Origin of the sequence: Hypericibacter terrae (genome assembly GCF_008728855.1) — a bacterium.
Lineage (GTDB): Bacteria > Pseudomonadota > Alphaproteobacteria > Dongiales > Dongiaceae > Hypericibacter > Hypericibacter terrae.
The window spans coordinates 3,650,492-3,668,802 of record NZ_CP042906.1; the positions used below are offsets into that span (position 1 = coordinate 3,650,492).

20 protein-coding genes and 1 tRNA gene are annotated in these 18,311 nt (G+C 60.8%); 14 read left to right on the forward strand and 7 right to left on the reverse strand.

Annotation, left to right across the window (positions count from 1 at the left end; genetic code table 11):
* The first annotated feature begins 109 nt into the window (after positions 1-109).
* The 4 genes from FRZ44_RS16610 to FRZ44_RS16625 all read left to right on the forward strand — a co-directional run bounded on the left by FRZ44_RS16610 (position 110) and on the right by FRZ44_RS16625 (position 3,447).
* A tRNA-Gln gene (locus FRZ44_RS16610) sits at positions 110-183 on the forward strand.
* Between the two features lie 76 nt (positions 184-259).
* Positions 260-1,993, forward strand: a complete 1,734-nt coding sequence (locus FRZ44_RS16615; protein ID WP_151178236.1) for a site-specific integrase — start codon at positions 260-262, stop codon at positions 1,991-1,993.
* An 85-nt stretch (positions 1,994-2,078) separates the two neighbouring features.
* Entirely contained in the window at positions 2,079-2,585 is a 507-nt protein-coding gene (locus FRZ44_RS16620) for a hypothetical protein (RefSeq protein ID WP_151178237.1), read from the forward strand.
* 298 nt (positions 2,586-2,883) lie between these two features.
* Positions 2,884-3,447 carry a hypothetical protein gene (locus tag FRZ44_RS16625; protein ID WP_151178238.1) on the forward strand — a complete coding sequence of 188 codons (564 nt, stop codon included), beginning with the start codon at positions 2,884-2,886 and terminating at the stop codon, positions 3,445-3,447.
* A 298-nt stretch (positions 3,448-3,745) separates the two neighbouring features.
* Here the strand turns inward: FRZ44_RS16625 and FRZ44_RS16630 are convergent, their stop codons facing one another.
* The 4 genes from FRZ44_RS16630 to FRZ44_RS16645 form a co-directional block, all read right to left on the reverse strand.
* Entirely contained in the window at positions 3,746-3,973 is a 228-nt protein-coding gene (locus tag FRZ44_RS16630) for a hypothetical protein (protein WP_151178239.1), read from the reverse strand.
* 13 nt (positions 3,974-3,986) lie between these two features.
* The gene (locus tag FRZ44_RS16635; protein ID WP_151178240.1) at positions 3,987-4,238 is read right to left on the reverse strand and encodes a hypothetical protein; all 252 of its coding nucleotides are present in this window, start codon (positions 4,236-4,238) and stop codon (positions 3,987-3,989) included.
* 480 nt (positions 4,239-4,718) lie between these two features.
* A complete protein-coding gene (locus FRZ44_RS16640; protein ID WP_151178241.1) occupies positions 4,719-5,306 on the reverse strand; it encodes a recombinase family protein in 588 nt (195 codons plus the stop codon).
* Positions 5,303-5,770: a DUF4365 domain-containing protein gene (locus FRZ44_RS16645; RefSeq protein ID WP_151178242.1), complete on the reverse strand. Its 468-nt coding sequence runs from the start codon at positions 5,768-5,770 to the stop codon at positions 5,303-5,305. The genes FRZ44_RS16640 and FRZ44_RS16645 overlap by 4 nt, the downstream gene beginning before the upstream one ends.
* 245 nt (positions 5,771-6,015) lie before the next feature.
* On the opposite strand from FRZ44_RS16645, the gene FRZ44_RS16650 reads away from it, so the two are divergent.
* The 10 genes from FRZ44_RS16650 to FRZ44_RS16695 all read left to right on the forward strand — a co-directional run bounded on the left by FRZ44_RS16650 (position 6,016) and on the right by FRZ44_RS16695 (position 14,188).
* Complete coding sequence (locus tag FRZ44_RS16650; protein WP_151178243.1) at positions 6,016-6,204, forward strand: hypothetical protein; 189 nt, start codon at positions 6,016-6,018, stop codon at positions 6,202-6,204.
* A 534-nt stretch (positions 6,205-6,738) separates the two neighbouring features.
* Positions 6,739-7,014 carry a hypothetical protein gene (locus FRZ44_RS16655; protein ID WP_151177151.1) on the forward strand — a complete coding sequence of 92 codons (276 nt, stop codon included), beginning with the start codon at positions 6,739-6,741 and terminating at the stop codon, positions 7,012-7,014.
* 41 nt (positions 7,015-7,055) lie between these two features.
* Positions 7,056-8,963 (forward strand): hypothetical protein, encoded by a 1,908-nt coding sequence (locus FRZ44_RS16660; RefSeq protein WP_151178244.1) that lies wholly within the window; start codon positions 7,056-7,058, stop codon positions 8,961-8,963.
* Between the two features lie 243 nt (positions 8,964-9,206).
* Positions 9,207-9,599 carry a hypothetical protein gene (locus FRZ44_RS16665; RefSeq protein WP_151178245.1) on the forward strand — a complete coding sequence of 131 codons (393 nt, stop codon included), beginning with the start codon at positions 9,207-9,209 and terminating at the stop codon, positions 9,597-9,599.
* Between the two features lie 19 nt (positions 9,600-9,618).
* Positions 9,619-9,816 carry a hypothetical protein gene (locus FRZ44_RS16670; RefSeq protein ID WP_151177148.1) on the forward strand — a complete coding sequence of 66 codons (198 nt, stop codon included), beginning with the start codon at positions 9,619-9,621 and terminating at the stop codon, positions 9,814-9,816.
* Positions 9,813-10,589 (forward strand): hypothetical protein, encoded by a 777-nt coding sequence (locus FRZ44_RS16675; RefSeq protein WP_151178246.1) that lies wholly within the window; start codon positions 9,813-9,815, stop codon positions 10,587-10,589. The genes FRZ44_RS16670 and FRZ44_RS16675 overlap by 4 nt, the downstream gene beginning before the upstream one ends.
* Positions 10,582-11,610, forward strand: a complete 1,029-nt coding sequence (locus tag FRZ44_RS16680; protein WP_151178247.1) for a hypothetical protein — start codon at positions 10,582-10,584, stop codon at positions 11,608-11,610. Before FRZ44_RS16675 ends, FRZ44_RS16680 begins: the two co-directional genes overlap by 8 nt.
* Positions 11,611-11,857: 247 nt before the next feature.
* Positions 11,858-12,127 carry a hypothetical protein gene (locus FRZ44_RS16685; RefSeq protein ID WP_151178248.1) on the forward strand — a complete coding sequence of 90 codons (270 nt, stop codon included), beginning with the start codon at positions 11,858-11,860 and terminating at the stop codon, positions 12,125-12,127.
* Between the two features lie 243 nt (positions 12,128-12,370).
* Positions 12,371-13,129, forward strand: coding sequence for a LamG-like jellyroll fold domain-containing protein (locus FRZ44_RS16690; protein ID WP_191908137.1), 759 nt, complete (start codon positions 12,371-12,373; stop codon positions 13,127-13,129).
* A gap of 240 nt (positions 13,130-13,369) precedes the next feature.
* Positions 13,370-14,188, forward strand: a complete 819-nt coding sequence (locus FRZ44_RS16695) for a sulfite exporter TauE/SafE family protein (RefSeq protein ID WP_151178250.1) — start codon at positions 13,370-13,372, stop codon at positions 14,186-14,188.
* A gap of 297 nt (positions 14,189-14,485) precedes the next feature.
* Here FRZ44_RS16695 and FRZ44_RS16700 read toward each other — a convergent pair whose 3' ends face one another.
* From FRZ44_RS16700 to FRZ44_RS16710, 3 genes are all read right to left on the reverse strand, one after another.
* Positions 14,486-15,628, reverse strand: coding sequence for a M50 family metallopeptidase (locus tag FRZ44_RS16700; RefSeq protein WP_191908138.1), 1,143 nt, complete (start codon positions 15,626-15,628; stop codon positions 14,486-14,488).
* A gap of 76 nt (positions 15,629-15,704) precedes the next feature.
* On the reverse strand, positions 15,705-16,490 hold the full coding sequence (locus FRZ44_RS16705) for an SHOCT domain-containing protein (protein ID WP_151178252.1): 786 nt from the start codon (positions 16,488-16,490) through the stop codon (positions 15,705-15,707).
* 643 nt (positions 16,491-17,133) lie between these two features.
* Complete coding sequence (locus FRZ44_RS16710) at positions 17,134-18,114, reverse strand: hypothetical protein (RefSeq protein ID WP_151178253.1); 981 nt, start codon at positions 18,112-18,114, stop codon at positions 17,134-17,136.
* Positions 18,115-18,311 lie beyond the last annotated feature (197 nt).

Here is an 18,311-nt window from a genome sequence, read left to right on the forward strand (position 1 = left end):
AAAAGGTTGAAGCGTTAAGGGCGCCTGATTATGGTCTCGCCCTCGACCGGCCCCGAAGGCCGGCCCCCGCCCGACCGGCCAATTTGCCGGTCTCCGGCGGCCCCTCTGCTGGGGGATCGTCTAACGGTAGGACCGCGGACTCTGACTCCGCTAGTCTAGGTTCGAATCCTAGTCCCCCAGCCATCACCTCGCACAAACACATTGAAATCATTGGACGAATTGACACCGGCTTTGGTCAATCCAGCCGGGATTTTCGTCCATGCTCCCACAATGCTCCCACAGCGGCTCCCACGACAACGGCGACGGTGAGGGTTCGCACGTAACGAAGAAGCGCGGTGTCTACTACTATCGCCGTCGCCTCCCATCACCACACGGCGGGGAGATCGCGCTGTCGCTCGGCACCACGAACTACCGAGAGGCCGAACATCAAGCAGCGATACTGGACAAAGCGTTCAACGAGTTGATGCAGACCATGACGACCAATACGACGAAGCCGACCGCTGACCTTCAAGCCATCGTGCGCGACTACCTCAAGACTGCACTTCAAGCTGACTTTGAGCAGCACCTGAGTACCAAGGCCGGAGAGCCGGTGTATCAGCTTGTCACCTTCAGCGGCGAAGACCCGATTGACGCCGATCTAAGCATCATTGACCACCTCATCGGAGAAACAGCCGAAGCCCTGGCGCGGCGCGATGTCAGATCCGTTGCAGCGACTGTTGACAGGCTTCTGGCAAAGCATGAGTTGCCCGCAGAGCAACGCCCCGTGCTGGCGCTGAGTGTTCTGCAAGCTCAATTGAAAGTGCTAGAGACCGCGCGGCAGCGCATCTTGGGGCAACATCCGGAGCTTGCTTTAGACGACACCAGTCGCCAACTGGCGCCAGCACCCGAGCCGTCCGCCGTGCCTGGTCCCTCACTACGCGAGGCGGGTCCCCTACTCTCCGCAGCGCTTCCCAACTTCATTGACTACATGGTGACAGAGGAAGGGTGGCGCGGGCAGACGAAGGCGCAAAGCGAGACCACGTTCCGTTTGTTCGTTGAATGGTGCGGCGACAAGCCCCTCCAAGCGTACACACGCAAGGACACGGCGGGTTTCTTCGACATGCTGCGAAAGCTCCCGGCGCTCTACTCCAAGGACAAGCGGTGGCGTGACCTGTCGTTGCCGGAGATCATCACGCAATCGCAAGGCATAGAGGTTGAGCGGCTAACGATGAAGACCGTCAAGCGCCACTTCTCTGCGCTCGGTCGGCTGTTCGACTACGCCAAGAAACGAGATCAATACATCGGTGAGAACCCGGCGCACGGTTTCGACTTTCCCACCAAGGGGCGCGGCAAGGGCAAGGCGCGTAAGGTTTGGGCTGGTGAGCCGTTGCGTAAGCTGTTTGCGTCTCCTGTATGGACCGGTTGCCATCCGAGCTTTCGCGCTCAGCCGGGCGACAAGATCATCCGTGACGATAAGTTCTGGCTGCCCATCCTTGGTCTCTATCACGGCAACAGGCTTGAGGAGTTCGCGCAGCTTCGGCGTGAGGACGTGAAGCGGGAAGGCGATATCTGGTTCTTCGACATCCACGACCAAGGCGGCCGACAAGTGAAGAACGATCAGTCTATACGGCGCGTGCCGCTGCACCCTGTCCTAGTGCATCTCGGCTTCCAGGCGTATCTGGACGAAGTGGCGCCGAACCCTACCGACCGCGTGTTCCCTGAGCTAAAGCCCGGCGGGCCGGATAACAAGGTCGGCTACTACTTCACCAAGTGGTGGACGAACTACCGGCGGGCCATCGGTGTCTATGAGAAGGGATTGGACTATCACTCATTCCGGCATGGCGTAACCACGAAGCTGTTTGCTGCGGGCGTCCCGCGCGAAGTCGTTGACGAATTAACGGGGCACGAAGGCGAAGGAACGAGTCAGACTGTTTACCTTCATGAGTTCCCGCTGAGGGTGCTAGCGGACGCAATTGCGAAGGTTGAGTGGCCAGAAGTTTCTTTCAAGCCTTGAATGGTACCGCGTGAACATCTGAGGCATGTCTGGATCGGAGGGGCTAATGAGAATAGGCAGAAACACCAGAAGCAAGGGGAGCGAGATGCTTAAATCTGTCTTCACGGCCATGGTATTGGCAATCAGCGTGATTCTGCCGGGCTTCATCGTGATTGCAGCTTCTGTTTTTCCCGGGAGTTTGCGGGCTACCGAACTCACACGAGGTACTGCCCATGACGCAGGTGTACTCTACGCCTATATTCTCGGAAACGCGGCAATTCTGAACAAATGCTCTAACATAGACATGGCGAATGAGCCCATCTATGAGGGCGTTTCGCTCGATTACATTAAAGAAAATGCGTCATTGATGAACAAAATTACAAATATATTCATGGCGGCGGCAGCGGCAGAGGGCCGAGATATCAACTCCATTGTGAAGGAAGTTCGGGACCGAGCAGTGGCTATTGCACAGCAACTACATGATGAGAACCCGAACGCATTTCTGGCGACATGCAGAAACATTCCAAAAATGTTCAGCGAGCACGCTGGGCCATTTATGCACCTACGAGACAGGTACCCGGCGGAAGTTCAGGACATCGAGAATTGGCGCTAGGTCTCAAGCAACTCCGCTCATCCCCAACGCCGCCTAAGCGCCACCGCGCGCGGACCCTCATGGAACACGCTGAGGTAATGCCTTGGGTGGCAGACTCCGTGATCGGACATAAGCGGCCTGGAGAGGGCCTTGGGAGGTATTCTAAGGGGCCGAGTAACGAGCAACTTGTGGCGGCGTGAGAGCGATCAAGCTGCCAGCGGATGCTTAACGTCCAGAACCCTTCCGCGTGCTTACACGTATATCCTTGTCTCCGCGCTTAGATCATTGACCCTTTCAAAAGTCTGCCGGGGGAAAAGCCATGATGGAAGATATCAATCTCGGCTCAATCAGCAAACAGAACGTGGGCAAAATTGCTGAACGCATTGTAGCCAACGAACTTGAAGCTCGCGGGTTTCGTGTAACTGACTTGAACACCTATGGCCTAGCTGCAAATGCAGATCTCCTGGCCGCCGGGCATGGGCGGGTCTGGCAGATCCAAGTCAAGGGTGCGACGAATTTAGAGAAAGAGCGGTGGCGGATACAGTATGGACACTGCACTGTCGCAAATATCGATGGCACTGAACCGATGTTCAATCGCCATGCGAGCTTCTACACGGCCGACACTGTCGCGCTCGTTGCGGTGCGCGCGCCCAATTGCTACTGCTGCGTTGTCTTGCCAGTAAAGGAAGCTGAGCAAGCTGCGCAGTTGAATCTGAATCGGTACCACAGAAAGCGCAAGTTGGATGGCGACGCTAGAAAGCCTAGCAAAATCTGGGTATATCTCGAACGCAGCCTAGGAGAGCGCCGAGCCGATCCCCTCCTCGACGAAGAACGGGCGCTCCTCAAAAAGCACAAGAATGCTTGGGCCATTCTCTGCACTTGAGACGGGCACAACCGCTAGAGCTGGATCTCTAGCACTTCGGCGACGTTTCGAGCATCCGCTTTAGCGGCGTATCGCGGCGCTGAGCGCAATGTGGGCAGCGAGCTCGGGGCGCTCCAGCAGTTTTCGCGCGTCGAGATTGGCGCTTACAAACGGCAACGCCTGAGGCTTTTCTATCACTACAGCGGGAAAACGAAAATTGGACAAGGTGCCTCCCTATAAGTCGGAAGATCAACGCCGCGATACAGGCGCATTTCAAGGCCGCCAGCGACACCTGGGACGCGGCCGGTGGGACGGTGGTTTAACCCCGGGAAAATTTGTCCAGGTCGCTGTCGTCGATGGCGATACCCGTGGTCGGGATCGGGTGCGCAAGGGCGGCGAGAAGCCTGCCGGAGAGACGGCGCTTGAAGTAGGCCATGCTGCCGCTGACCGTCACCAGTTCCCAGCCCTCGCGCCCCAACTGGTTGAAGCGGGTCTCGTCGTCCGTAAAGGGCACAATCTTGTGCTCCCAGAGATCGGTAGGTGGCATCGGGCTTTCCCTTCTAGTTGAGACGCTTGAAGGTAAACCAGAACAGGGGGCCGCAGCCGCTCAATAGCAGCGCGGAACTCCCAAAAAGGGCGACGACGATCAACCTCGCCATCCTCTCGCGCGGGGTGTCACTCATCTCGCTCTTGCCTTTCGTGAAATACGTCGAGAAGCGGATCGCTCCTCCATTGGCAATTAGGCGAGCTTGCCAGTCCTGAAACGCTGGACGGAGTTGGTCAAGCGCTCGATGGTGTCTCAGCTTTGCCATTTTCGGCTCGCTGGCATCCGCCCGCTGTGGCTTTCTAAAAAGTCGAGAAAAGAGCCCCATCTTCGCGCGGCCCGCATTGCCCCTTTTGGTTGTCGGAAAGGATACTCCTAAACCTACGCTGTGGCGAGGCTGTCCGAAAATTTCGGCGCAAAAATCTGAAAGGCCATCATTAAAGAGGAAGGCGCGCGTTACCCCCTGGCCCCCTCGACCAACCATCGGGCAACCCTAACGACAACCTTAGTCGCTCCTACCGTGGCGCCCCAAAGTTCAGGCGCCAAAATCTCAGAGCCTATATGAGCGCATCGGGCCGGCGCCTACCCCCGTGGGGTGGCCAGGGTCGCTCGCGCATGGCGTGGGATGGCGCACGGGAGTTCAACGGCTAGCCTTCCTCAACGTCCGCTGGCCGCTTACTGGCGCCCGCAGTGGTGGCCCTGGTGGCGCCGCTGCTAAGCACTCGGGGCGAAACGGGGAAGCGCCAGACTACGCCGCAGACAGGATGCGGTGGACCGTGCCAACTCCAATCCCGAACTTGCCCGCGATCTGCCGGACGCTAAGTCCCTTATCCTTCGCAGCCCTCACCTTGCCCGCCTTCGCGTCTGCCACCGGAGGCCGGCCGAGCCGCTTCCCTTGCGCCTTGGCGCGCGCCAGTCCCGCGTTGACACGCTCGCGGATCATGGCGCGCTCGAACTCGGCGAAGACTCCGAGCATCTGAAACATGGCGCGGCCGGCCGGCGTCGACGTGTCCAAGCCCTGTTGGTGCAGGTACAGGTCAACGCGCTTGCCGTGCAACTCCCCGAGGAACACGACTAGGTCCTGTAGCGAGCGACCAAGACGGTCCACCGACCACGCGGCCACCATGTCAAAGTCCCGGCGGGCCACTCCATTGCAGAGCGCATCAAAGCCCGGACGCTGATCCCGGCCCTTGGCTCCGCTGATCCCTTCATCCGCGAACACCTGCACAACGTCCCAGCCGTGGCGCTGCGCTACGGCCGCGAGTTCACGCTCTTGGTTCTCGATTGTCTGGCCGCTGCTGGAAACCCGAAGGTACAAAGCAACTCTCTTCGTCATTTCAAGACTCCCCGGAGCCTGTAATTCTCAAGGGCAGCCCGGTCCCTGTTCGAAATAGAGATGCCAAACTCAGGCTTCGATGACAGACCTTTATAATCCCTTTCAACGAATACCCTGTCCGGCTTTCTCCAAACCAGAGATGGAATGGCATATAGGTACGGCGCCGCGTTCTCCTCAAAGAGGACCAGCACAACATAGTGGCGTCGAGACAACTCTATCTTCGTTTTAGGGATGAAGGCGTATTTCGATGAGGGCCACCGCAGGGACTTCACTTGGATATCGAGGTAGCGGGACGGCTTGACGCGAACCACGAAGTCGATCCCCTTGTTATCTACCTCGGCGGTGTAAATGTCCCAGCCGCATCGCAACATCTCCATCTTGGTGTAATACTCGGCGAACTTCCCAAGTTGGAGCGTGTTGAGGTGATCCCAGGTGAAACGGTTGGCCGCGTCGTCAGTATCCATCTTGCTCCCCCTTTGATCATCCAAAACCTAGCTGATTTCGTTCCATAATCAAGTGTTTTACGAACACCAAAAACAGACACGCGGAAAATGAGTCCATTCAAGCGCTTGCGTGGGAGCAGTGCGCGAGGGTTTTTGGAACGCGCATCTATCCACTAGTGGTTTCGTTGACAGGCGACTCTCGATGAATCAAGTAAGAGACCCTCGCTCCTCCGAGAGCGACCGACCAACCACAGGAGGGTCACGCCATGTTCAAGCGTTCCGTCTACCTCAAGCTCCCATTCCTCGGCGCCGTGTTCGTTGGGCAGCGCGCCCAGCCTCGGTCGGGCCCGTTCCTGTCCCGTGAGTGGGAGCGCGGCGAGTGGCTGCTGTGGGCCGGTCGGCTCGGCGTGATCTGGACACCGGCCAAGAAGCTGGCAGCCGAGAGGGCCGCCTAGGAGTCCATTAGCGAGTCCACTGGCGGGTGTCTTGGGTGGGGGCGGTTCTCGGCAGGGGGCCGCCCTTCTCCCTTCTGGTGGGCCCGCTGTGGGCGCTGGAGGGACTCGAATCGGGCCCACCTTCGACTAGGACACGTCGGACGCTGGTTACCCGATGAATAGACAACACTCTTGATGCAGCCAGACCGACCGAGGCTGCGCCGTCCTCCAAGGGATCACAAATCCCCTGCGCCTCCGGTGATCCCGCCAGTTTCCGGCCGGTGTTGCGGCGCGTGTTGCGGCGAGGCGGCGATTAGGGCGCACCTTTGACTGAAGGAAGGCGCCACGCATTACCTTGCACCCTCGACCATAGACAAACCGGCGGCGGCCCGTTTCGGCCGAAAGTTGGCCGCTCGTTTCGCTCTTTGATTCCCCGACCCCAGGACGGCCCTCCCTGCGGCCGTCTCCCCCTTTTTCCTAATCCGACAAGGCGACCTTGGCGACAGCCAGGGCCGGACCTTCACGCCCACCTCAAACCCCACTCAAGGACCACCCATGGACAACCCTCTGACTATCAGCTGCAACGCTGCCCGCATCGGTTCGCGGAAGCGCACCCGCAACTACACCATCCATCACTTCACTCTCGACCCTGCGGCCGACATTGCCTTGGTCGCCGCGCGGACCCGGCTGGCACGCATCGGTGGCCGGGCGGTCTCAGCCTCGATCATCGTTCGCCGCGCGCTTGAGGTGCTCATGGCCCGTCTCGACGCTGCGGAGAGCCCGGAGGAGGAAGCGGCCGAAGTGGCGGCGCTCATGAAGCACGTCCACTGACCACGACACCACTGCAGAACAGAGGAGCCTAGACCCGCCCAATGCGTAGCCCCTTGGCTATCCCCACCGCTGACAACGCCTGGGAACACCTTCGCGTCACCGCAATGTGGCGCCTTCGGTCCATCCTCGAGCGCCACGGCAACCGCCTGAGCTCGGAACACCACAACGCTCTGTGGGCACTTATCGTGTCCATGGTCGCCCGCCTAGAAGGCACCGACCGCGGGCGCCTCGCCTTCGGACTACCGACAGGCATGGGCAAGACCACTGCCATTGTCGCCCTGTGCGCGGCCATGGAAGACGTGCAACACCTGATCGGCAACAAGACCATTGCCGTGTCTGCCTCCAAGGTCGAGGCGCTGTGCGAGTTGAAGCGCGCCATGATCGCGGAAGGTGTCAGCCCCGAACATGTCGGGTTGATCCACAGCAAGCGCTATGACCCCAAGATTGCCGCCAAGATCGCAGCCGGTGAGGTTGCCAAGGACGACTACGCAAGCGAGCCGTCAGAGGGACACGACCGCCCAATCCTCTTAGTGAGCCACGCTCGTGTCCGCGGACAGAATGGCGCCGTTGCCGACTACATGCGCCGTGATCTGCTGATCTGGGACGAAAGCCTATTCGTCTCGGACAGCAGCGGCGTGGCGTTGTGCAGTCTTGATGAAGATGCGGGCGCCCTCCAGCGTGTCGCCCGATACAAGCCGGAGATGGCAGACCTTGCCGACTACCTCGACAGTTGCATTGGTCTTTGTCACGCCAAGATGGAGGAGTTACAGGAGAATGGCGAACAAGAAGCGGTCTTTCGCTTCCCGAACCTGTCAGCCGACTACATGGAGAAATTCCGCGGCTTGATCGGGAGCCGATACGAGACCGTCGCCCGCTTACTCGACTATGTGAATGAGCCCATCCGCTACATTCCCACCAAGCTAGGCGGTGTCCTCTCGTATCGGCTGGCCGTTCCCGACGACATTGAGAACATCGTCATTCTGGACGCATCTCACCCCATCCGTGAACTTGTTCGGTCCACTGAAGGTGTCATTGATGCGGAGCGAGACCACCCCCTCATTGCCGGTCTCGGGATCAACCTCTCTCGCATCAAGCGCTTTGACCGAACGACCATCAAGTACATGAAGCGGTCGGGAAGCCGAACCGAGATGACCCGCGACCTGCTCAAGACCAAGCGAGGCGATGAACGCTCGGTCTCTCGGGAGTTAGTCGAGGTGATCCGCAACATCCCCGAGCACGAAGCGGCCCTAGTCTTCACCTACAAGCCACGACCCAGGGACAAGCGGTCTATGGCTTCAGTGCTCCTGTCGGATTTGGAAGATGCCGGGATCGACACGGCCGCGAAGGTCACAGACCACAGCGGAGCGCAGCGGGACCGTATCACCGTCCTGACCTGGGGCCAGGAGACCAGCAGCAATCACTACTCCCATTGCAAGCATGTGATCCTTGCTGGTGTGCTCCTGAGGGCAGAGGAAGACGTGGCCGCAGCTTTTGTCGGGGAGACCCGCAACATCCGGGTCAACATCGACAACGACCGCATCCGCGCCTTGATCCAGACCGAGGCCGCGCACTGTGCCTATCAAGCGGCGTCTCGGGGATCCTGCCGGACAGCAGTCAATGGCTATGCCGAAGCAATGACGCTGTGGCTCATGCACGCTGACCCGGTGATTGTCGAGACCCTCAGGGAGGTAATGCCTGGGGTGAAGGTCGAGCCCTGGCGGTCGGTAACTGCCACCTTCCGGGGCGCCAAGGAGAACACGACCGCGGCCACCATCGCGGAGTTCCTTGGTCGGCTACCGGAAGGGACCCGCGAGGTATCCATCCGCCAGCTACGCAAGGAGACCGGACTAGACAGCATCCCTGGTCAGTCGTTCAGGCGCGCAAGGGACGCAGCCCTGCAACAAGTCCCCTGGGTTATCGCCGGACGGTCCCTTGTCAGGGCGTTCTAGCGAGCCGGCTTAACAACCGCACCTGATAAGAAATCCCTCAGGAACGGTTGATAACAGGGCGGGCGGCTCTCTGGTCCGCATGTTCTAAGGAAAGAGACCGTCCCTGATAAGAAATCCCTCAGGAGCGGTCCTTTTCCACCCCCACCTGGCCCTGTCGATCGGACAGGCCACTTACCCCGCCTTGTCACATTCCGTGCACCTGCCGTTGAGACGGCGGGTCGCCAACAATAGGAAACCGAAACCATGACCGAAACGCCACCCCCGGCTGGGGAGGGCGCGACCAGCCTTGCCGGAAGGCAAGGGACCAGCCTTGGCAACAGCCAAGGGAACGACGCCCCTTTAACTGGCCGGTCTGCCCGAGAGGCACTCCTAGAGCGTATCTGGAGGGCCACAGCCGAAGCCATCGCCCAGTCCCTGGAGTCTCCCGAAAAGGAAGACCACAAGGCGGCCATGATCAACGTGGCTCGCCAATTTCTCACCGACAACAAGGTCACCAACGAATCCCTTGACCGTATCGGCGAGAGCAAACACGTCGCCCTTGCAAAGGTCCTGAACCAGCTGCCCGAGGCGGACAGTGAAGCGGAACCCATCCGCCCCCTCTTTGGAGATCCCCTGCCCGCTCTCCCCGATCCGTAACTATGCAAAGGAAATGACCATGACCGACAACAAGCCCGTGTCTCCCGAGGGCGAAGCAGCCGCCCGCCAACTCGACAGGGCCGGAAAGGTGTTGATGAAGCTGAGGGGCTTGAAACATCGCCCCCACCTACTCGACCGGTTCGTCGCGGCGATTGCAGCGGTCGAGGCTGAACATCCCGGCGCGACACGCTGCAAGGTCGCCAAGCTCGAAAGATGACGACGCCCATCCGCCAGCGGTTGGCGGAATGTGCAGCGAAGGCGCGAACGTGCGAAGTCTCGGGATGCCATCTCCCGAGGCAGCATTTCGGGAAGTGGTGTGAAGCCCACGATAGGCGAGCCCAGGAGACCGGTCACCCTCTAGGCCGCACCATTCGGCGCCGAGAGTTCGAGCCGTTCGTCAATGGCGCGCGTCGCTACCTCGAAAGACACCAAGACCACCCTCGAATTGCCAAGGCTCTCAGTTGGCTGGAGGCGCTGGTCTATGCGAGTGGGTCAGCACCGGCCGAGATCACACGCAAGTCAACCGTCCATGACCGTCTGTTGAGGTGGCTCGTCAAACTGCGACGGCAGGAAACCTCACCGGTCGAGATTCTGGCCATCGTCATCGGCATCTATGCCTATCGGGAGTGGTCGCCTCAGGTCTTTAGAAGCGACCGGCACTTCGCTCATCAACTCGCCATCCGCGTCCTGCGTCTCGTTCGCCCGGAGCGTGTCACGACGATGCACCGCGGGTGCCATGAATACCTGAGTAAAGACCGCATCACGTCGGGAGTCCGCGACCTTCTGAGCGAGGCGCTCAACAGACACGTTGGCGTCGTGGCCCTTTCGGTCGCGCGCAAGCTGGCGGCGAAGATCGAAGCCTCCAACCCCGTTCCAACCGCTCTAACCATGATCCTCGCCGGCACGCCCAGCCTTGCCAGTGGGCAAGGGACCAGCCTTGGCGAAAGCCAAGGGACCGGCATCAATGAAGGAAAACCAACGAATGAGTAACGACCTGGAAATCCAGAACAGCAACAGCAGCGACGACAGCGGCCAAATCGTCCCCCTCGCAGGAGGTGTCTACCGATACCAAGTCGGCGCAAGACAGCCAGAGCAGTCGGAGCAATCACAGTCCGGCGGTGCCTCGGGTAAGTGGGTAGGCGACGTTCAGCGCACGACGGTGCGGGACGGCCAGATGCGCCATGAGACGGTCGCCAACGTCACGAAGTCCACCGATGCGCCCGCTCAGGGTTCGCATTGGCTCGACAACGCCCGGACAACTTCCGGTCGCCCGCTGTCCCGCAGTGAGATTGACGAAAACAGCATCGTCACCGTGCCCGGCGCTGGGCAGTTTCAAGTCAAGACGCTTCTCCGCACCGGGGACCTGATCAAGACCCCGGATGGCCGCATTGTCGAACCGCCGAAGAATGCGTTCGACCAGTTCGACAAGCAGCAACAGCAGCAGCAGCCGGCGGCACCGAACGCGGAGGCTGGTGAGACTCTCGACGCTGACGGTGAGGCGCTGGCGCAAACGATCATCAACGGAACGCGCGAGGGTGACCGTATGGCAGCGATGCGCCAACTCATCGACGGGAACGGCATCACCGCTGCCACACTGGAGCACATTGCAAGCTCAATGCACATCGAGCCTGACAAGGCAGCTGGCATGGTCGAGTCGCTGGTCGGCAAGTTCAGCGAGCAAGCCGCTAAGGCGGTCTCCCAGGTGGCCCCTGTAGACCTTCAGGACGTTGCGGAGTGGGCGCGGGCCAACAAGCCCAACGACCTGAAAAAGGCTATGTGGGCAATCGCGTCTGACGACAAGGGCGCTGGCTTCCGCTCGCTAACGCAGGAATACATCGCAGCCCTGCCCACCCACGCGCCCCACATGATCCTCAACGCTGAGATGCCAGAGGGAGTGACCGCTGTGGAGCACAACGGCCGCGTGATCCTCAAGACACCCTACGGGGACTTCGACTGGGCCTCTGCGGTCAAGTCGGGGTTCGTCACCGTCTCACGGCGCGGTCGCCGATGATTGCCGCACGTCCTGGCGTTCTCTCGCCCACCGGTCATCGCGAACAGGCTCTACTCGCAGAGTGGTGCAAACATTCTCAGGGTTCGGCATCCGTCACTATGTCGAAGGATGCCTGGGTCTATAGGCGCCGGCAGGGCTTCATCTTCGGTGCCAGTGCCGTCAAAGCCACCAATGAGGAGAACCGCCTTGCGTTGGAACGCCGCCAGCCTCGCTTCGCGAAGGACCAGCGCAACAGAGGGCGGCATTGATGAGTGACGGAGACCTTGCGCGGTTCGCGTCTCAAGCCGCGCAGGACTTCGCCTCATTCCAGCGTGAAGCCAGCGCAGCCCATGACCGAGCCAAGAACCAGCCTCTAGGCGATGCGTACCGTATGACGTTCGTCCCGCCACCCGAGTGGGGAGCCGTCACCGAACGCATCGAGGCGACCTACATGGGAATATCGGCTGTGTACCTGCGCTTTGCTAGCCACGAGCCGATTTGGCAACTGCGGGTCCCTGTGCGGGGCTTCGACATCTGACCCGCCTTGCGCCCCACTCTTCGACCAAACTCAGGACTCGAAAGCGATGCTCTGCGGAGCGACGTTAGTAGAACAATTTTGGGCAAGGTAGAAGGTGGGGCGTTTCGGCTCGGCACCTATTCCGACAAATCCAGAAACGCCGAAAGCAGTAGGAGCAAGAATGACCGATATCCCGCGTGACATATGGAACCACACAAGCCGGCGACCGTGCTCAGTGCCAGAGCAGAGCGGTGGGCAGACGTAATGGGCATCCTCGTAAACCCGTTCATGTTCGCCCGCCCATGGGTATTCTCGGCGGCCGGTTCGCATTTTGACGGTGCAGCGGCGCTGAGCAGAACCGGTATCGACGGTGTCGCTGACTCGGCGAAATTTACTCTGTCCGCATGGATCAATCTGACGGGCGGCGACGGACTTCGTCAGGTTCCGTTCCGCATCGAAGGTAGCGGCGGCCAGCGGCTCACGTTCGAGCGCACTACCGGAAACAAGTACAACATCAGCGCGAGGCACGGCACGACCACCGTTGCAGATGTGACCTCGACCGCATCGTTTGTGGCGGGCTCCGGATGGAAGCATATCCTCGCCTCTTGCGATGTGTCGGGAGCAACCGGCGTGTTTCAACTCTATATCCAGGATGCAGCAGCCGGCACATCTACCGTCTCGGGCTCTCAGATAATCGACTGGACCTCTAACGGTCTTGTGCGCCTGTCATCCGCTACAAGCGCATCCCCGGCATTTCAAGTCCAGGGCGACATGGCCGAGTTCTTCTTGGACATCAAGAACGCGCTTGACCTGACCGTCACTGCCAATCGACGCAAATTCATCAGCGCGAGTGGGCACCCGGTGGACCTTGGCAGCCAGGGAGCGCTGCCTTTTGGAATGCAACCGGCGTACTACTTCCATCGCGGCGTCAGCGAGTCTCCGACCACCTTCATCGACAACCGTGGATATGGTGGCGCATTTGCTTTGTCGGGGTCTCTATCTGCGTCGGCAACAGACCCCTAAAGCAAACTGGTTTGCCAAACGCTCAAATGGAATGGGCCAGCCGGAGTGCAATTCCGACTGGCCCTAACCATCGTGAGGCCGTGGCGGGGGCCGCTCTAGGGAAACCTGGGGCAGCCCTTGCCCTCTTTGCGGGAGAGGGACAACGATCATGGCTTAGGGGGCGAGGCTGTCTAGCAGCGGACTCGAACTGCAATTGAGCGGACGATATAGTCCCTGAACAATATCGGTGGCGAGGAATACATGCGGACCGTCATTGGCTGCCCATACGCTCAGAAGGCTTTCGGATACGCGGCCCCCATTGGCGCGCTCGCAGGTCTCATCGGCCTTGGCGGGGGCGAGTTCCGGTTGCCGGTGTTGATGCACGTCATCGGATTTCCGGCCAAAGCATCGGTGCCACTCAATCTCATCGTCAGCTTGACGACGCTGGCAGCCGCGCTGCTGTTCCGATCCCACGTCACTCCGGCCGGCACCTTGCAACAGCATTTGCCGGAAATGGCCGGGCTGTTGTGCGGCGGGGTCGCGAGTGCCTTTTGGGGAACGCGGCTGGTCCAGCGGCTCAAGGACGAGCGGTTAGTGGCCGCCATCGGAGTGTTGCTAGCGGGCATCGGTGTGTTGATGCTGGTCGAGGTCGCTTTTCCATTCGAGCCGCTTGCCCTATCACCAGATGCGCTGCCGCGTTTCTCGCTGGGAATCGGGCTTGGGGTCGGGATCGGTTTCGTTTCCAGCTTGCTCGGTGTTGCCGGGGGCGAGTTGCTCATCCCCAGCCTGATGTTCATCTTCGGGGCCGATATCAAAACGGCCGGCACCGCGAGCCTCTTTATATCGCTCGTCATCGTCGCCGTGGGCATCTGGCGCTATGGGCGCATGGGCGCAATCCCGAAGGGCGGCGGGCCGAGACGCATCATCGCGGCCATGAGCCTCGGCTCAATTATCGGGGGGCTCATCGGGGGATTGGCGGCTGCCATCGCGCCCGTTGCAGCCCTCAAGATCGTGCTTGGGGTAGTGTTGCTCGCGGCTGCTGGAAAGACCCTCTGGTCTCATCGATCTGCGCCCAATTGACGCCTATAGCCGCTCCCACAACCGCCTTGACGATGCTCCCACAACGCTCCCACAATGCTCCTGCCGGGTCAGATTCGGCCTTGGTTTCAGTGGGTTGCCGGTGGCGTGGTGAAATTCCTAGTCCCCCAGCCAACTGCTTTCGCTCAAACATCACAGTCACTTACAGCGACGTCGCCGGCATGTTCTCCGCGCGGTGTTTCGGGCAGTTTTGCAGCCAGTTTTGCAGGCACCGATCTGCAACTGATTGCACGAAAATCTTTCTGCCAGATTGGCGACGAAGGGCACGCCTCCCTGACATCACAGACGCTCGGGGCGACCAGGCCAACGAATCCGGATCCAGCGCTTCGGCGGATCTGCCGCCAGCGCCTGCGCGGTTCGTTCGATCTCGTCAAGGATCGTCGCTTCGCCGCGATACATTCCCACTAGGTTCCGATTGCCAAAACTTCGGGCTCGGCGAACAGCAGCAAGCGCACCGCGGCGATCGCCACGCGCAACGCGCGTCGCAGCCCAAGCCCGCCAGTAGAAATAGCTGGCTCGGCTCTTACTCCGGACTCCATTCAGAAGCCGCTCCGCCTCGGTTCCGTTCTTGTCCAGATAGGCGATGAAGAAACTTTGCGCGACCCGCAGCCAGTCGGGCGCATCTCCCGGAAGCGACGCCCGGCGATTGATCAGGGCGCGGGCGCGGGCGAAATCCGAAAACTCCATGTAGCGCTGATAGAGCAGGCCATAAGCCTGGTTGTCCGCCCTTCCGGCGGCAACATCAGCCTCGACCTTCCCGACCAGATCCGCATTCCAATCCTCCGGCGATATGCCGTCCGCCTGCATGGCCGAAAGCCACCCCGTATGTTCTGTTTGCCGCTCCTGGCGCACCCGCCACTTATCGACCAGTCTCGCGCCATCCGAGCGTCGGCGATCGGCGAACCAGACCGGCATCAGATTGACGACCGCGAAGACCATCGAAACAACGAAGAACGACATTAGGATCGCTTCGGCGAGTGGGCCGAAGATATTCGTGGCGACGGCCGCTCGAGCGATGAGGCCCGTCAGCAGATTGGCGTAGATGCCGCCCAGAAGATATGTCGCTTCGCCACGCCGCCAATCGCCCCAGAGATCGGGCGTGGCGATGACCATGCCGTCGACCCTCGGCCCTTGACGAAAGGAGAAAACCAACCGCTCCGCTTTCGGGAAATACCAGAACGGCCAGACCATGATGAGGTGAAGGCGCCGGCCGATCAGACGTGCGGCCGTGGCATGCCCAAGCTCGTGGAACAGGGTCGCCAACCAGACCAATAATGCCAAGAGTACAATCACGACCGGAAGGTGCCAGCTGCGCGGCGCCATCAGGGAGCCCGCGTCGGACAGCGCATCGGAGGAATAGAACGCATAGCCGATGAACAGGATCTGCAGAATCCTGACGAACCCGTTGCCCAGCCGGACCATCCGAGCTCTTACCGTCATTGGCACCCGAGCCCTCTATCCTGGATAGAACCTCACCGAAGAAGCGCCAAGGAACCCCTCAGGCACCGATCTCGGCCGCTTCATTGCCGAAGCTAAGAAGCCTGGACTTCTGCTGCTGGAATTCTCCATCCGTGAGCAAGCCCTGATCGCGTAATTGAGCGAGGCGAGAAATCTCCTCGGCGACACCGGCCAAGGAAACGACCCCCGCGGCCGCATTCTGAGCCAGACTCGCGGCGTCATCTGCAATGCGAATCGCCACCTTGAGGCGCCCCATCCATTCGTCGGCCGACATCATGGCCACCCGATGCGCCGGGCCTCCGCGATCACATTCGATATTGAGCAGGTTGAGGCTGAAGTTGGGCCTAGCGGTATCGTTCACCACGATCTTGAGATCTATCCGGCGCACTTTAGGTTCCTGCTTCCTCTTAGCGCTGAGGGCGCCCACGACAGCGCCAACGCCGCCAAAGACCACCCCGCCGACGATGGCGCGCGCCGCCATGCTCCCGCTCGAGCTCCTGCTGACCATCGCTCCGTCCTCGGCGACCTCCACTTCCAAGATATCGCGATAATTCAGAATCCGCGTCGCGGAATGCGTGGCCGAAGCTTGGTAGAGGCAGATCTTCTGTCGGCTCTCATCGATGGCAATCCCATAAAGACCGTCGTCGCTCGTTTGAAAGTGAGAGGCGGTGAAATCAGACATCGAGGTCAGCGACCTGACGGTTGAATTGCGGCCATAGCGCTTCCCAAACCAAACGAAAATCTTGGCGGCGACCATCACGCCGATGATCAGCAGTAACCATCCCAAGAGCCCCATCGGCGTCACCCCCCTGACAAAATCACGCAAGCGAGAAATCCTGCCTCTTCCCCAAAAGGCAGCTGCTTGCGCCGCACCGATTAGAGTGCTACCGGCGATAGAACGTCAATGACAGACTCTCAATTTAACTATATGGGCGGGCGCGAGCCTAAAAGCAGACGACGGCGCCGGAACGATCATCGAGCGAGCGAAAGAGCCAATTGGCGACAACGAGTGCACCGCCAACTCTTCACATCGAACCCCGTAAAACTTCCGCTAGGGTTGACGCGAGACTTCCACTAGGGGTGCCGTAGGACATTTGTTAGCGGCCAAGCTCAAGGCCGTTGACCGGGCCCTCGCTTGCCAACGGCGAGGCACCGCGTGCCGGGGCGTTCCGGGGGCCAGCAGGGCTGCCGGAGGCCGGCCGATCCGATACCTGGCGAAAAGGGGCTCACACGAACCCATCTAGGATGGATATCGAAACCGGGGCGCCCGCCGCCATTCGATATAGCATGCCCCAGATGCCGTTGCCGGTTTGCATTGTACCGGGAGGCTGTGCCAGCCTAGATCTCCCGATTCCGCTATGCCTTTGAATCACCAAGGCCTCCGAGAGTCTTGCTGGGATTCCTAGTGCCCCCAGCAAATTCCTCCCCTCCCTGCCGTCCATTCCCGTCGGAACTCGCGGCTGCGGTCGTCAGGCGCGCAACTCTCGCCGCACCACATTCGTCCAGAGACGACGCAGGCTGTCCGCGCCGCCGGCGAGCGAGCTCCAGAGCGTCGCATCGCCGACCAGCAGATCGCCGGCGAAGACCCCGCGCTTGGACTGCAGCAAGGCATCGAAGGTCGATCGGCCATCCTGGGTGAAGGGATGGGGCGCCGCCGTGGGGTCGATGAACTGGCGCGCCAGCACCTCCATCTTGGCGACGGCGTCGCCGCGACGCTCGAGATGCGGCAGATGAGGGTGGAGATTGAAACTGGTCACCCCCGCCAGAAGCCGCAAGCGGTCGAGCGCGACATCGATCTCGAGGGGCGCCGGCGATCCGTCGGGCTCGGCGGCGGGATGCAGCCCGAAGCGGTTTTCCACTGGAACGCCCAGTCCGGCCAGGAGCGAGCGCGCGAAGCCGCCGAAGCCCTGTTGCGGCGGGATCGCCCGATCCCCGTGATGAAGAAACTGCGCGAGCTGAAGTTTCTTCCGATCGGCGTCCGAAAGCCCCGCGGCCTCGCCGACGTCGTGATGGGGGCAGACGAAAACAAGGTTGCCCGGGATCGCGAGGAACGAGCGGATGGCATCGACTTCGGCGGCACTCGCCTGCTGCCGGGTGCGGAGCGAATCGAAGCTGATGACGATGAGCGTGTCGATCGTCTCGAGGAGACCGCCGTCGAGGGGCCGGTGACGGCCGTCGCCGCCGTCGCGCTCGACTTCGAGGACCGGGTGGCCCGTCTGGGCGCCCGCCTGCGCGACAAAGTCCACGAAGTTCTTCTTCAATATCCGATCGAGAAAGCCCGCGATGCCCTGATCGAAGCTCGCCGGATCGGACAGTTCCTCGAAATGCGGGTACAGGATCCGGCGGCTTTCGAACAACGCCGGAAAGCGGTTCTCGATGACGGAAAGCGGCGCGTCGATCTCGCCCGGCCGGCTCCAGGCGTAATAGAAGGCAACCTTACGGCCGGTCATGGTCATCCGCCTTTCGCAGCATCGGGGCGCCGTCGGAACCGGCGGTGGGAGAGAGTCTCGATACCCTCCCGACCCGATCAGGCCCGGGGGCAGCCCGCCGGCATTCTGCAGGCGCCCTTCGGGGCGGGCTTGAACATATCGCCCTCCTCGTCGACCGCCGGAGAGCTGCGCCGGGGCCGGGTGCTATCCCCCGGCCT

Bases quoted from the DNA above. Each gene is read 5' to 3' on its own strand.
- FRZ44_RS16615 (WP_151178236.1), top strand. From the start codon at position 260: ATGCTCCCACAATGCTCCCACAGCGGCTCCCACGACAACGGCGACGGT.
- FRZ44_RS16620 (WP_151178237.1), top strand. From the start codon at position 2,079: ATGCTTAAATCTGTCTTCACGGCCATGGTATTGGCAATCAGCGTGATT.
- FRZ44_RS16625 (WP_151178238.1), top strand. From the start codon at position 2,884: ATGATGGAAGATATCAATCTCGGCTCAATCAGCAAACAGAACGTGGGC.
- FRZ44_RS16630 (WP_151178239.1), bottom strand. From the start codon at position 3,973: ATGCCACCTACCGATCTCTGGGAGCACAAGATTGTGCCCTTTACGGAC.
- FRZ44_RS16635 (WP_151178240.1), bottom strand. From the start codon at position 4,238: ATGGCAAAGCTGAGACACCATCGAGCGCTTGACCAACTCCGTCCAGCG.
- FRZ44_RS16640 (WP_151178241.1), bottom strand. From the start codon at position 5,306: ATGACGAAGAGAGTTGCTTTGTACCTTCGGGTTTCCAGCAGCGGCCAG.
- FRZ44_RS16645 (WP_151178242.1), bottom strand. From the start codon at position 5,770: ATGGATACTGACGACGCGGCCAACCGTTTCACCTGGGATCACCTCAAC.
- FRZ44_RS16650 (WP_151178243.1), top strand. From the start codon at position 6,016: ATGTTCAAGCGTTCCGTCTACCTCAAGCTCCCATTCCTCGGCGCCGTG.
- FRZ44_RS16655 (WP_151177151.1), top strand. From the start codon at position 6,739: ATGGACAACCCTCTGACTATCAGCTGCAACGCTGCCCGCATCGGTTCG.
- FRZ44_RS16660 (WP_151178244.1), top strand. From the start codon at position 7,056: ATGCGTAGCCCCTTGGCTATCCCCACCGCTGACAACGCCTGGGAACAC.
- FRZ44_RS16665 (WP_151178245.1), top strand. From the start codon at position 9,207: ATGACCGAAACGCCACCCCCGGCTGGGGAGGGCGCGACCAGCCTTGCC.
- FRZ44_RS16670 (WP_151177148.1), top strand. From the start codon at position 9,619: ATGACCGACAACAAGCCCGTGTCTCCCGAGGGCGAAGCAGCCGCCCGC.
- FRZ44_RS16675 (WP_151178246.1), top strand. From the start codon at position 9,813: ATGACGACGCCCATCCGCCAGCGGTTGGCGGAATGTGCAGCGAAGGCG.
- FRZ44_RS16680 (WP_151178247.1), top strand. From the start codon at position 10,582: ATGAGTAACGACCTGGAAATCCAGAACAGCAACAGCAGCGACGACAGC.
- FRZ44_RS16685 (WP_151178248.1), top strand. From the start codon at position 11,858: ATGAGTGACGGAGACCTTGCGCGGTTCGCGTCTCAAGCCGCGCAGGAC.
- FRZ44_RS16690 (WP_191908137.1), top strand. From the start codon at position 12,371: ATGGGCATCCTCGTAAACCCGTTCATGTTCGCCCGCCCATGGGTATTC.
- FRZ44_RS16695 (WP_151178250.1), top strand. From the start codon at position 13,370: ATGCGGACCGTCATTGGCTGCCCATACGCTCAGAAGGCTTTCGGATAC.
- FRZ44_RS16700 (WP_191908138.1), bottom strand. From the start codon at position 15,628: ATGGTCCGGCTGGGCAACGGGTTCGTCAGGATTCTGCAGATCCTGTTC.
- FRZ44_RS16710 (WP_151178253.1), bottom strand. From the start codon at position 18,114: ATGACCGGCCGTAAGGTTGCCTTCTATTACGCCTGGAGCCGGCCGGGC.